The organism is Methylobacterium sp. M6A4_1b (assembly GCF_053345175.1).
The window spans coordinates 183351-196326 of record NZ_JBKEZQ010000002.1; the positions used below are offsets into that span (position 1 = coordinate 183351).

The 12976-nt window shown below is 70.2% G+C and carries 9 protein-coding genes; 3 read left to right on the forward strand and 6 right to left on the reverse strand.

Annotated elements, in window-relative coordinates:
• Nucleotides 1-17: 17 nt before the first annotated feature.
• The 3 genes from ACLBWX_RS02900 to ACLBWX_RS02910 all read right to left on the reverse strand — a co-directional run bounded on the left by ACLBWX_RS02900 (nt 18) and on the right by ACLBWX_RS02910 (nt 3108).
• Complete coding sequence (locus ACLBWX_RS02900; protein ID WP_447675587.1) at nt 18-1460, reverse strand: pyruvate dehydrogenase complex E1 component subunit beta; 1443 nt, start codon at nt 1458-1460, stop codon at nt 18-20.
• Between the two features lie 99 nt (nt 1461-1559).
• A complete protein-coding gene (gene pdhA, locus ACLBWX_RS02905; RefSeq protein ID WP_447675588.1) occupies nt 1560-2654 on the reverse strand; it encodes a pyruvate dehydrogenase (acetyl-transferring) E1 component subunit alpha in 1095 nt (364 codons plus the stop codon).
• Nucleotides 2655-2796: 142 nt separating this feature from the next.
• The gene (locus ACLBWX_RS02910) at nt 2797-3108 is read right to left on the reverse strand and encodes an FtsB family cell division protein (protein WP_056474790.1); all 312 of its coding nucleotides are present in this window, start codon (nt 3106-3108) and stop codon (nt 2797-2799) included.
• A 78-nt stretch (nt 3109-3186) separates the two neighbouring features.
• Here ACLBWX_RS02910 and ACLBWX_RS02915 point away from each other — a divergent pair, with 78 nt between their 5' ends.
• Both ACLBWX_RS02915 and mntR read left to right on the forward strand, forming a co-directional pair.
• Entirely contained in the window at nt 3187-4074 is an 888-nt protein-coding gene (locus ACLBWX_RS02915) for a LysR substrate-binding domain-containing protein (protein ID WP_447675589.1), read from the forward strand.
• Nucleotides 4075-4179: 105 nt separating this feature from the next.
• Nucleotides 4180-4632, forward strand: a complete 453-nt coding sequence (gene mntR / locus ACLBWX_RS02920) for a manganese-binding transcriptional regulator MntR (protein ID WP_447675590.1) — start codon at nt 4180-4182, stop codon at nt 4630-4632.
• 27 nt (nt 4633-4659) lie between these two features.
• Here the strand turns inward: mntR and ACLBWX_RS02925 are convergent, their stop codons facing one another.
• Genes ACLBWX_RS02925 through ACLBWX_RS02935 form a run of 3 tightly spaced genes read right to left on the reverse strand, consistent with a single transcriptional unit; the run spans nt 4660 to nt 11374 of the window.
• On the reverse strand, nt 4660-5577 hold the full coding sequence (locus ACLBWX_RS02925) for a transglutaminase family protein (protein WP_447675591.1): 918 nt from the start codon (nt 5575-5577) through the stop codon (nt 4660-4662).
• Nucleotides 5574-8093, reverse strand: a complete 2520-nt coding sequence (locus ACLBWX_RS02930; protein ID WP_447675592.1) for a circularly permuted type 2 ATP-grasp protein — start codon at nt 8091-8093, stop codon at nt 5574-5576. The genes ACLBWX_RS02925 and ACLBWX_RS02930 overlap by 4 nt, the downstream gene beginning before the upstream one ends.
• Nucleotides 8090-11374 carry a transglutaminase family protein gene (locus ACLBWX_RS02935; protein ID WP_447675593.1) on the reverse strand — a complete coding sequence of 1095 codons (3285 nt, stop codon included), beginning with the start codon at nt 11372-11374 and terminating at the stop codon, nt 8090-8092. Before ACLBWX_RS02935 ends, ACLBWX_RS02930 begins: the two co-directional genes overlap by 4 nt.
• 442 nt (nt 11375-11816) lie before the next feature.
• On the opposite strand from ACLBWX_RS02935, the gene ACLBWX_RS02940 reads away from it, so the two are divergent.
• Entirely contained in the window at nt 11817-12965 is a 1149-nt protein-coding gene (locus tag ACLBWX_RS02940) for a zinc-binding metallopeptidase family protein (protein WP_447675594.1), read from the forward strand.
• Nucleotides 12966-12976: the final 11 nt, after the last annotated feature.

Here is a 12976-nt window from a genome sequence, read left to right on the forward strand (position 1 = left end):
GTCAACGCGTGCGGCCCTCAGCGGTAGCAGACCGCCTTCACCGCCTCGATCACCTCGGCGACGTTGGGCAGGGCCAGCTTCTCCAGATTGGCGGCGTAGGGCATCGGCACGTCCTTGCCGGTGACGCGCAGGACGGGGGCGTCGAGGTAGTCGAAGGCATCGACCATCAAGCGGGCCGAGATCTCGGCGCCGATACCCGATTGCGGGAAACCCTCCTCGACAGTGACGCAGCGGCCGGTCTTCTTCACCGATTCGACCACCGTGTCGGTGTCCATCGGACGCAGGGTGCGCAGGTCGATCACCTCCGCCTCGATGCCCTCTTCCGCGAGCGCCTGTGCCGCCTTCAGGGCGTAGGTCATGCCGATGGAGAAGGACACGATCGTCACGTCCTTGCCCGGGCGATGGATCCGCGCCTTGCCGATGGGCAGCACGAAGTCGTCGAGCTTCGGGACCGGGAAGGTCTGGCCGTACAGGATCTCGTTCTCGAGGAAGATGATCGGGTTCGGGTCGCGGATCGCGGCCTTCAGGAGGCCCTTGGCGTCGGAGGCGGTGTAGGGCGCGATGACCTTGAGGCCGGGGACGTTGGAGTACCAGGCCGAGTAGTCGTGGCTGTGCTGCGCGCCGACGCGGGCGGCCGCGCCGTTGGGGCCGCGGAACACGATAGGGCAGCCGAGCTGGCCGCCGGACATGTACAGGGTCTTGGCGGCCGAGTTGATGATGTGGTCGATCGCCTGCATGGCGAAGTTGAAGGTCATGAACTCGACGATGGGGCGCAGGCCCGTGAAGGCGGCGCCGACGCCGATGCCGGCGAAGCCGTGCTCGGTGATCGGGGTATCGACCACCCGGCGGGCGCCGAATTCCTGCAGCAGCCCCTGCGTGATCTTGTAGGCGCCCTGATACTCGGCGACCTCCTCGCCCATCACGAAGACGTCCTCGCTCCGGCGCATCTCCTCCGCCATGGCGTCGCGCAGGGCCTCGCGCACCGTGGTCGAGACCATCTCGGTGCCCTCCGGGAACTCCTCCATCACGGGCGCGGGCGCCTTGCTGGTGATGGTGGCGGGGGCCGCCGGAGCCTTCGGCGCGTCGTCGCCGGACTTGGCGTTCGGGGCCGGTTTCTCGGCCTGGTTCTCGGCCTGCATGTCGGGGGCCGGAGCCGGCTGCGCGGAGGCGTCGGCCTTCGGCGCGCCGCTGCCGGCGGCGGCCGCCGAGACGTCCTCGCCCTCGGCGGCGATGATGGCGATGGGCGTGTTGACCTTCACGCCCTCGGTGCCCTCCTCGACGAGGATCTTGGCGAGCACGCCCTCGTCGATGGCCTCGACCTCCATCGTCGCCTTGTCGGTCTCGATCTCGGCCAGCACGTCGCCGGATTTGACCGGATCACCCGCCTTCTTCAGCCACTTCGAGAGCTTGCCCTCCTCCATGGTCGGGGAGAGAGCGGGCATCAGGATGTCGGTCGCCATGGAATACTCGTCGATCGAGGATGAGGCGGTCGGCCCGTCGAAGGCGGGGACGCGGCCGCGGGCGCGGCGCGCGGCCCCCGTCTCCGGCTCAAGAGGGGTTCAGGCGCGGGCTTCCAGCAGGATGTCGGTCCACAGCTCGGCCGGATCCGGCTCGGGATCGTGCGTGGCGAACTCGGCGGATTCGTTCACGGTCTCGCGTACCTTGGCGTCGGTGGCCTTGAGCTCGGCCTCGGGCACGCCGTGCATCTCGATCAGGCGCTTGCGCACCATCTCGATCGGGTCGTGCTCCTCGCGCATCTTCGAGACCTCGTCCTTGGTCCGGTACTTGGCCGGGTCGGACATCGAGTGGCCGCGGTAGCGGTAGGTCTGCATCTCGAGGATGTAGGGACCCTCGCCCGAGCGGGCATGGGCGATCGCCCGGGTCGCGGCCTCGCGCACGGTGCGGACATCCATGCCGTCCACCTGCTCGCCGGGGATTCCGAAGGAGATGCCGCGCTTCGAGAAGTCGGTCTGGGCCGAGGCCCGGGCCACCGAGGTGCCCATGGCGTAGCGGTTGTTCTCGATCACGTAGACCACGGGCAACTTCCACAGCTGCGCCATGTTGAAGCTCTCGTAGACCTGGCCCTGATTGGCCGCGCCGTCGCCCATGTAGGTTAGGCTGACGTTTCCGTTCTTCCTGTAGGCATCGGCGAAGGCGAGGCCGGTGCCCAGCGACACCTGGGCGCCGACGATGCCGTGGCCGCCGAAGAACTGCTTCTCGCGGGAGAACATGTGCATCGAGCCGCCCTTGCCGCGGCTGTAGCCGCCGCGCCGTCCGGTGAGCTCGGCCATCACGCCCTTGGGGTCCATGCCGCAGGCCAGCATGTGGCCGTGGTCGCGGTACCCGGTGATGACCTGGTCGCCGTCGACCGACGCCATCTGCATGCCGATGACGACGGCCTCCTGGCCGATGTAGAGGTGGCAGAATCCGCCGATCAGGCCCATTCCGTAGAGCTGCCCGGCCTTCTCCTCGAAGCGCCGGATCAGCAGCATCTCGTGGTAGGCGTGGAGGTCGTCCTCCCGGGTGAACTGAGGCGCGTTCGGGGCCGGCGCGTGGATTTCGGCCGCCCCTGCGGACTTGCCGCCGCCGGATCGCTTCGCCCCTGCCCGGCTAGTGTCGGAAGCGGCTTGGCCTGCATCCTTCGCGGCATCCATCGGCAACTCCCCGGGAACATCTGTTCACCCGGGGTTCTAGGGCACGCCTCAGGGGAAAGCGAGGCCGCCGACCCGACAGAACGGGCAAGTTGTCAGGTGCGAAGCGCTTGCGTGGACGAAGGGTTTTCGCCTTCGGATCGCCTCAGGGATCGATGATCACCACGTCGTTGGCATGGACGCGGCCGAGCATGACGCGGGCCCGTTCCTCCAGAAGATCTCTGTCGATCTGATCGCTGCGCAGCAGGGCGACCCGATGCTCCCAGATCGCTCGGTCGGCCTTGGCGGCGGCGAGGTCCTGGTTGAGCGCCCGGGCCTGGACCTTGAGGGCGCGCTTGGCCTCGAGCCCGCGGTTGCCGCTCTCGGCCTGATGCACGAAGAAGCCCACGACGAGGCCCGACACGGCGTAGAGGCCGAGGGGCATCAGGACAGCACGGACGCGACGACGAACCACCATGCCGGCACGATGCGCGCACAGGGTTAAGAAAGTGCTGACGGCGTGGGGCGAGGCGACCGTGCGGAAGGATTCGCGCCGATGATGCGCTTCGACCTCGTCGATCTCTCGCTGTTCCGGCACGTGGTGGAGGCGGGATCGATCACGCACGGCGCCGCGCGCGCCAACCTTGCCCTGGCCGCCGCCTCCGTGCGCATCCGCGCCATGGAGGAGACCCTCGGGGCGGCGCTGCTGACGCGCGGGCGCCAGGGTGTGGTGCCGACCCCGGCCGGGCGGTCGCTCCTGGCCCATGCGCGCGGGCTCCTCGACCGGATCGACCGGATGCAGGAGGATCTCGCCGCCTTCTCGGGCGGCACGGTGGGGCAGATCCGGCTCGTCTCGAACACCAATGCGCTCACCGAGTTTCTGCCCGAGGTGCTGAGCGCGTTCCTCGCCCGCCAGACCGGCGTGAGCGTCGACATCGAGGAGCGGACCTCGGACGAGATCGTCGGGTTGGTGGCCGAGGGCTCGGCCGATCTCGGCATCGTCGCCGGCACCGTCGATACCGGCGCCCTGGAGACCTATCCCTTCCGGCAGGACCGCTTCGTGATGGTGGCGGCGACCGGGCACGCCCTGGCGGTGCGGGAGTCGGTGGCCTTCGCGGAGGTGATCGAGCACCCGCTGGTCGGCCTCGACCGCACCAGCGCGCTGACCCGGTTTCTCGCCGACAAGGCCGCGCGCACGGGCCGGCCGCCGATGCGGCTGCGGGTGCAGCTGCGCAGCTTCGATGCGATCTGCCGGCTGGTGGCCTGCGACGTCGGCCTCGGCATCGTGCCCGAGACCACCGCGGCCCGGGCGGCCCGCACCATGCCGCTCGCCATCGTTCCGCTGGAGGATGCCTGGGCGCTGCGCGATCTGACGATCTGCCTGCGTTCGCTCGCCGATCTGCCGCGGTTCACACGGGATTTCGTGGCTCACCTGCGTGGCTGAGTCCGCTTTCGCGCCCCGGGGGCTCCCATCCGGGGCGCAGCTTCGGTACAAACCGGCTCGGGCTCCTGTTCGGGGCGCCATCGTTCGGGGGAGTTGGCCGGCCACATGCAGGATTCGACGTCCTCCGCGCCCGACACCTCCCTGGTCGATCCCGACGTCCATGTGGAGAGTTTCCGGCAGGCCCGCGAGGCGCGCCGGCTCGAACTCGTCGAGGACTACGTCGAGCTCATCGCCGACCTGATCGGCGATGGCGGCGAGGCGCGCCAGGTGGACATCGCGGCCCGTCTCGGGGTGGCTCAGCCCACGGTGGCCAAGATGCTCAAGCGCCTGGCCGAGGACGGGCTGGTGCAGCAACGGCCTTACCGTGGCGTGTTCCTGACCGAGGCCGGGCAGGCCCTGGCCGTGCAGAGTCGCGAGCGCCACCGCATCGTCGAGCAGTTCCTCTGCGCCCTCGGGGTCAGCCCCGAGATCGCCCGCCGCGACGCCGAGGGCATCGAGCACCACGTCAGTGCCGAGACCCTGGAGGCGTTCCGGCTGTTCACGGCCCGGTCCGGCTGACGCAGCGCTACGGCGAGCGCGCTCCGGTCAGGCGGAGGCCGTCTGGGGCGCTGCGGCGTGTTCGGGCATCGGCTCGCCGTCCGGCACCACGTCGACCTCGACCTTGAGCTTCTGCGGGCCTGAGGCCGAGACCATGCCGTCGATGGGCGAGACGTCGGTGTAGTCGCGCCCGCGCGCCACCACGATGTGGTCGTCGCACATGCCGATCCCGTTGGTCGGATCGAGGCCGATCCAGCGCTCGCCGCACCAGACCGAGACCCAGGCATGGCTCGCATCCGCGCCGCGCAGGCGCGGGCGTCCGGCGGGCGGGATCGTCCGCAGGTAGCCGCTGACATAGGCGGCCGGCATCCCCAGCCCCCGCAGGGCGGCGATCATGATGTGGGTGAAGTCCTGGCAGACCCCGGCCCGGAGGGCGAAGGCCTCGGCGAGCGGCGTGTGCACCGTGGTCGCCTTCGAATCGAATGTGAAGTCCGAGCGGATGCGCTGCATCAGGTCGAAGGCGCCGCCATAGGCGCTGCGGCCCGGCGGAAAGCTCGCCCGGGCATAGTCCGTCACCTCCGGCACCAGCGGTACGCGCAAACTCGGGAACTGGAAATGCACCGGCCAGTCCGGTCCGAGCCCGCGTCCGTTCACGGCCTCGTCGCGCACCTGCTCCCAGGGGAGACCCGATTCCGGCGCCGGCAGCGGGTCGCGCTCGACGCGCACGCGCGACAGGGCTTCCACCCGCAATTCGGTATGGGGCGTGTCGATCGTCACCACGGTGGCGTCGAGGCCGAAATAGTCGCGTCGGACGATGCGGGTGCGCGGATCGGGCGAGATCGTGAGGCCACTTTCCAGCACCGTCTGACCCTCGCCGTCCCGCGGATGCAGGCGCAGGGCGCAGCGGGCGAAGCGCACGGGGCGGGCGTAGCGATAGGTGGTGAGGTGGCGCAGCGTATAGATCACGCGAGCCCCACGAGCTTTTCCGGACGCAGGGCGTGCGGCCCGTTCGGGAAATAGCGGGTCGCGATGGCGTCGGCGAGGCCCTCGACCTCGTTTTCCAGGCGCGCCAGGACGGCCCCGTCGAATTCCGCCGCTTCGCCGACGGCGAATTCTGCCGAAAGCTTGGCGGCGATGCGCTGGTGCGGCTCGGGCAGTCCGTCGGCACGCAGCACCGGGAGCTGGCCGAGATGCCGCGTGACCGCCTCCAACTGGAAGGCCACCGAACGCGGATTGAACGGATCGAGGAGCACCATGTCGCGCACCGGATCGAGGGCCACCCCCTGAAGGTAGCGCGCGCCGAACGAGACGTGCGAATCGCACAGGGACAGCATCACCCCGAGGTCCTCCGCACTGGCGCCGTCGCCGGCGAAGCGCGTCGCGAAGGTCAGCGTGTTGATCGCGCGCTCGATCCGCCGGCCGAGGTCGACGAAGTGCCAGCCGGCCGTGCGGTTCATGTTCTCCTGGGCGAGACCCGACAGGGCCGCGATGTGGCTGAGCGCGCGCTCGGCGAGGCCGAGCAGCTGCGCTTCCGGCAACGCCTGCCCGGCATCGATCTCCAGGACCTCCTTCAGGTCGGCGAGCGCGCGCCACGCCTCGCCCGAGAGGCGTTCGCGCAGGGTCGCGGCGTTGATCCGCGCCGAAAGGCTGTGGCGCAGGGCCGATCCGTAGGCGTCGTGGCCGCCGAGGGCCTGCTGGGCCAGGGCGGCGGTGGGCAGGTCGGGGGCCTCGATGGCGCCCCACTCGTCGAGGAGCGCGCGGATGCGCAGGGCAGTGGGGGCCTTGGCGTCGCCCGCCATGTCGGCGATCACCGCGGAGCCGACGCTGCCGAGATGCGCGACCACGAGGCGGATCACCGCCTCGGCCCGCTCCACGTAGCGCCCGAACCAGAACAGGTTGTCGGCCGCCCGCGAGGGCAGATGCCCGGCGATGCGACGCACCCGCGCCGGCCCGGTCTGGATCAGCGAGACCGCCTCGACGGGATCGCGCGACAGGATCCAGACATCGGCCGACTTGATGCCCGCGCGCATCTCCAGGGGCTCGACGTCGGGCCGCTCCGAGATGCGGCAGAAGCCTCCCGGCATCACCCGCCAGCCCTGGGGTGTGGCCGCCGCGAAGACCCGAAGAACGAAGGGACGCGGCACGAGGCGCAGGGTGCCGCCGGTCCGGTCCCAGGCCGGCATGGTGGCGAGCGGCATCGCTTCCTGGGCGACGTAGTCGAAGGGGCGGTCGCGCAGGGCGGCGCGCAGGCGGTCGCGCTCGGCATCGAGGGCGTGGGGAGCCAGGATGGCGTCGCGCACCGCGCCCTTCGGTGGCGTCGCCACCGGGCGCAGGCTCAGGCCGTCGAGGCTGTGGCGGATCTCCGACAGGGCCTCCGGATCGCCGCACCACCAGGTCTTCGGGCCGGCGAGCCGGAGGTCGCGTCCGAGGAAGCGCCGGGCGATCCCGGGCAGGTAGGCGGCGAGCGCGCCCGATTCGAGGATTCCCGAGCCGGGCATGTTGCCGACGACGAGGCTGCCGTTGCGCAGGGCCTCCACGAGGCCGGGGACACCGAGGCGGGAGGCCGGGTTCAGTTCGAGGGGGTCGATGTAGTCGGAATCGATGCGGCGCCAGAGCACGTCGGCCCGCTTGAGGCCGGACACCGTGCGGATGTGCAGGGCGCCGTCCTGCATCACGAGGTCGTCGCCCTCCACCAGGAGCAGGCCGAGGTAGCGGGCGAGCGCGGCCTGCTCGACATAGGTTGAGCTGAAGACCCCCGACGTCAGCAGGCAGATGCGCGGGTCGCTGCGCTGGGCGCCGACCGCGAGGCCGTCCCGAAACGCCTGGAAGAACGCGGCCAGGCGCTCGACCTGAAGGTCGGCGTGGAGATCCGGAAAGGCACGCGTGAGGACGAGGCGGTTCTCGAGGGCGTAGCCCGGCCCCGAGGGCGACTGCGTCCGGTCGGCCAGGACCCGCCAGCGTCCGTCGGGCCCGCGGGTGACGTCGGCGGCGTAGAGCTTGAGGAAGCGTCCGCCGGGCGGCGTGACGCCCACGAGAGGGCGCATGAATTCCGGGCTGCCCGCCACGACGGCGGCCGGCAGCAGCCCCTCGGCCACGAGGCGGCCCGCGCCGTAGAGGTCGGCGAGGATCGTCTCCATCAGTTCGGCGCGCTCGACGATGCCGGCGCTCAGGGTCTCCCAATCCGCCTGTTCGAGGACGAGCGGCAGAGACCCGAGGGGCCAGGCATGCTCGCGCTTGTCGCCGTAGATCCGGTAGGAGATCCCGGTGTCGCGGATCCGGCGCACCGCCGAGACGAAGCGGGCGCCGATCTCGACCTCGTCCATCCCGCCGAGCTGGTCGAGGAAGCGGGGCCAGGCCCCCTTGGTCCGGCCGTCCGCGTCCATCAGCTCGTCGGGCACCCCCCGCTGCGGCCGGTATGCGGAGGTCCAGCGCGCGAGGCGCTCGGCCCGTCCCTGAACGTCCGCCGCGGCCGCATCGCTCATTGGGGCGTGAAGCCCGGGGGTGCTGGGGTGCGCAGGTCGAGCGTCATCGGGAACTCGCGGTTGGTCTCCTCGGGCGGCATCGCGATCCGACCCGGGGTGTGGCCATGGGCCTGGAAGCGGGCGAGGCGACGCCCCTCCGCCTCGTAGGTATTGACCGGGAAGGTCTCGTAGTTGCGCCCGCCCGGATGGCTGACATGGTAGCGGCACCCGCCCAGCGACCGGCCGCTCCAGGCATCGAGGATGTCGATGGTCAGCGGCGAGTGGGCGGGAATCGTCGGGTGCAGCGAGGAGGCGGGCTGCCACGCCTTGAAGCGCAGGCCCGCCACCGCCTCGCCCGAGGTTCCGGTGCCGGTCATGGGCAGGCGTCGCCCGTTGCAGGTGATGATGTGCCGGCCGGGGACGTAGCCCTCGACCTTCACCTGCAGCCGCTCCACCGACGAATCCACGTACCGCACGGTTCCCCCGATGGCGCCCTCCTCGCCCAGCACGTGCCAGGGTTCGAGGGCCTGGCGGAGCTCCAGCTTCACGCCGCCCTGCTCCACAGTCCCGAAGACCGGGAAGCGGAACTCGCGCTGCGCCACGAAGGCCGCCGGGTCGAAGTCGTAGCCGGCCGCCCGAAGGTCTTCCAGCACCCCGAGGAAGTCGGCCCACAGGAAGTGGGGCAGCATGAACCGATCGTGCAGGCCCGTGCCCCAGCGGACACAGCCGCCCTCCTGCGGCTCGCGCCAGAGCCAGGCGACGATGGCGCGCAGGAGCAGTTGCTGCGCGAGGCTCATGCGCGGGTCCGGCGGCATCTCGAACGAGCGGAACTCCAGCAGCCCGAGGCGGCCGGTGGGGCCGTCCGGCGAGTAGAGCTTGTCGATGCAGATCTCGGAGCGGTGGGTGTTGCCCGTCACGTCCACGAGGATGTTGCGGAAGATGCGGTCCACGAGCCAGCGCGGGATGTTGGGCTCGTCGGGCCTGGGCACCTGCGCCATCGCAATCTCGAGCTCGTAGAGCCCGTCGTGGCGCGCCTCGTCCATGCGCGGGGCCTGGCTCGTCGGGCCGATATAGAGGCCCGAGAAGAGGTAGGACATCGCCGGGTGGCGCTGCCAGTAGAGCACCAGGCTCTTGAGGAGGTCGGGCCGGCGCAGGAAGGGCGAATCGTTGGGGGTCGCGCCGCCGAGCACCACGTGGTTGCCGCCGCCGGTCCCGGTATGGCGGCCGTCGGTCATGAACTTCTGCGCGCCGAGGCGGATCTGCCGGGCATCCTCGTAGAGGTCGGATGTGATGCGGACCGCGTCGCGCCAGGTCGGGGCGGGATGCACGTTGACCTCGATCACGCCGGGATCGGGCGTGACCTTGATGACGTTGAGGCGCGGGTCGAAGGGCGGCTCGTAGCCCTCGATATGCAGCGTCTGCTTCAGCGCGGTGGCCGCTTCCTCGAGGTAGCCGAGAAGTTCGAGATACTCGTCCACCCGCTGCAGCGGCGGCATGAAGACATGGAGGATGCCGTCGCGCGGCTCCACCGCGAAGGCGGTGCGCACGGCGACGCCGGTCACGCCCGAGCCGTTGACGGTCTTGGTGCCGGGATGGTCCTCGGGCAGCGCGTCGCGCTCCTCAAGGGTGTCCTGCGGCTGGTAGTAGGGGTAGTGCTCCGGGGGCACGAAGGGCAGCGACGACAGCGGCAGGCGGTAGCCCACCGGCGAGTCCCCGGGCGTCAGGAAGGCGTGGCCGCGTCGGAACGCCCAGGGCTCCGAGATCCAGAGCCGATCGGAATCGCCGTCCTTGCCGACCGGCAGGCTCGCCAGCGGCAGCGCATAGCCCGCAGCCTCGCCGAGCCCGCGGGCGAACACCCGCGCCATCCGCGCATTCGCCTCCGGGTTGGGGTAGCGCGGCTCGGACGTCGTGACGTTGACGGGCAGCTCGTCGCGCTTCTCGGTCCAGAAGACCGGGTCCTCGAAGGCCGGGAACACGTAGGCCCCGAGGCCGATGCGCTGGGCGACGGCGTCGATCAGGTCCTTGGCCTTGTGGATGGTCGCATCGCGCGGACCGTCCTCGGCGGCGATGAGGTCCGCGTCCTTCCAGACCGGCACGCCGTCCCGGCGCCAGTACAGGGCGAAGGCCCAGCGCGGCAGGCTCTCGCCCGGGTACCACTTGCCCTGGCCGTAATGCAGCATGCCGCCGGGGGCGAAGCGGTCCCGCAGGCGTCGGATCAGCTTGTCGGCGAGGCCGCGCTTCGTCGGTCCGACGGCAGCGGCGTTCCACTCGGGCGATTCGAAGTCGTCGATGGACACGAAGGTCGGCTCGCCGCCCATGGTCAGGCGGACGTCCTGCTCGGCGAGGTCGGCGTCGATGCGGTCGCCGAGGGCGTCCATCGCGGCCCAGACCTCCTCGGAGAACGGCTTGGTGATACGCGGCGCCTCCGCCACGCGGGTCACCGTCATCTCGAAGCCGAACTCCACTTCCGCCGGCTCGGCGAGGCCCGAGATCGGCGCCGCGGAGGCGTAGTGCGGCGTCGCCGCCAGGGGAATGTGGCCCTCGCCGCAGAGGAGGCCGGAGGTGGCGTCGAGGCCGATCCAGCCGGCGCCCGGCAGATAGACCTCGGCCCAGGCGTGCAGGTCGGTGAAGTCGGTGGTGGTTCCGGCCGGTCCGTCGACGGCGGTGGTGTCGGGAATGAGCTGGATCAGGTAGCCGGAGACGAAGCGGGCGGCCATGCCGAGACGGCGCAGGATCTGCACCATGAGCCAGGCCGAATCGCGGCAGGACCCGCTCTTGAGGGTCAGGGTCTCGGCCGCGGTCTGGACGCCGGGTTCCATGCGCACGCCGTAGGCGATCTCACCGGCCACCTGGGCGTTGAGCGCCACGAGGAACAGCACGGTGTTCTGCTCGGCCGGCAGCCGCTCCAGGAACGCATCCACCTCCGGCGCCATGGCGTCGTCGAGGACGAGGTAGGGCTTCAGCTCGGCCGTGAGATCGTCCGCGTAGGCGAAGCCGCGCGCCTGGGCATAGTCCTCGACGAAGAAGTCGAACGGATTGATCACCGACATGTCTGCGGTGAGGTCGACCTCGATCTTCAACTCGGTGGTCTTCTCGGGAAACACCAGCCGGGCGAGCCAGTTGCCGTTCGGATCCTGCTGCCAGTTGATGAAGTGGTTCTCGGGCAGGATCTTCAGCGAGTAGGCCGGCACAGCGGTGCGGGTATGCGGGGCGGGACGCAGACGGATCACCTGCGGACCGAGCGTGATCGGCCGGTCGTAGGTGTAGTGCGTGACGTGGTGCAGGGCGGCTTTGATCGACACGGGGGCTCCCGCTGTAGGTGGACAGGGCGCCGGGCGCGCGGTTTCGCACGCGTCGGCGGCGGAGGGACGGGGCACCACCCTGCGGTGTCCCGGAGAAAGCTTCACCAGAGACATACGCCAACGGAGACCCGCAAGCGATGCCCTTGCGCGCGGCGGCCCGGAAGGCCGTCCGCCCGGTGCCGTCCGTCCTCGCGCCCGAAGGCAACCAGAACCTGAACGACGGGTCCGGACCTGCAAGTTTCGTGCTCCGTCCCGGATGTCGGGCCTCCGATGTGGGCGATGCGGGCGCCCGTCCCCCGCCCGACCGCGGTTCCGCGCCCGGAACTTCGTCGGCGTCCCGTGCTTTGCCACCTTATCCCGTGCGGATAGGCTATGACGGTTTCGTCATGGACGGCATGCGACGCACGGCCGACAGACAGGAAAGGCGTCCCGCGACGGCTCCATGAAGATCTTCCAGTGCCAGGCCTGCGACCAGCCGATCAGCTTCGAGAGCACCCATTGCGAGAGCTGCGAGCGCCGGCTGGGCTATGTCTGCGACCTTCACGAGATGTCGGCCGTCGAGCCGGTGGGCGGCCTTTGGCACGCCTATGCCGACCCGGGGCGCAAGTACCGATTCTGCGCCAATGCCGCGCATGACGCCTGCAACTGGCTGGTGCCCGAGGATTCGGCGGACCGCTACTGCGTCACCTGTCGGCACAACCGCGTGGTGCCCGACCTGTCGATCGCCTGGAACCTGACCCGCTGGCGCCAGATCGAAGGGGCCAAGCATCGGCTGTTCTATTCCTTGCTGCGCCTCGACCTGCCCTTGATGACCCGGCACGAGAACCCCGCCACGGGCCTCGCCTTCGACTTCCTGGTCGATCCGTCCGAGAGCTACCAGATCGGCCCGCCCGTGCTCACGGGCCACCGCAGCGGCCTGATCACCCTGAACATCGCCGAGGCCGACGACGTCGAGCGCGAGCGGCGGAGAATGCTGTTCGGCGAGTACTACCGCACGCTGCTCGGCCACTTCCGCCATGAGATCGGGCATTACTTCTGGAACGTTCTGGTGCGCTTCGACCAGAGCCTGTGGACCTTCCGGTCCCTGTTCGGTGACGAGCGGCTGAACTACTCGGGCGCCCTGCAGCGCCATTATGCGCAGGGCGCGCCGCCCGACTGGGAGGAGAGCTTCGTCAGCGCCTACGCCACCGCCCATCCCTGGGAGGATTTCGCGGAGACCTGGGCGCAGTACCTCCACATCGTCGACACGCTGGAGACCGCCAGCACCTTCGAGATGCATGTCCGCCCACGCCTGCGCCACGGCCCGGCGGAACCCGTGGTGATCGATTTCGACCCCTACCGGACGACCGACTTCAGCCGGATCGTGGAGGCGTGGCTCCCGCTCACCTACGCGGTGAACTCGCTCAGCCGCAGCATGGGCCAGCCGGCCCTGTTCCCGTTCAAGCTGACCCCGGCGGTGATCGCCAAGCTGTCCTTCGTGCACGAGCGGATCGAATCCGTCCGCTGCCTGGCCCGCCCGGACGCCGATGCGGACATCCTCAAGGCGGTCATCACAGGCCTGCGCCAGAAGGTGGCGGCCCCCAACGCCTGAGCGATCCCGGC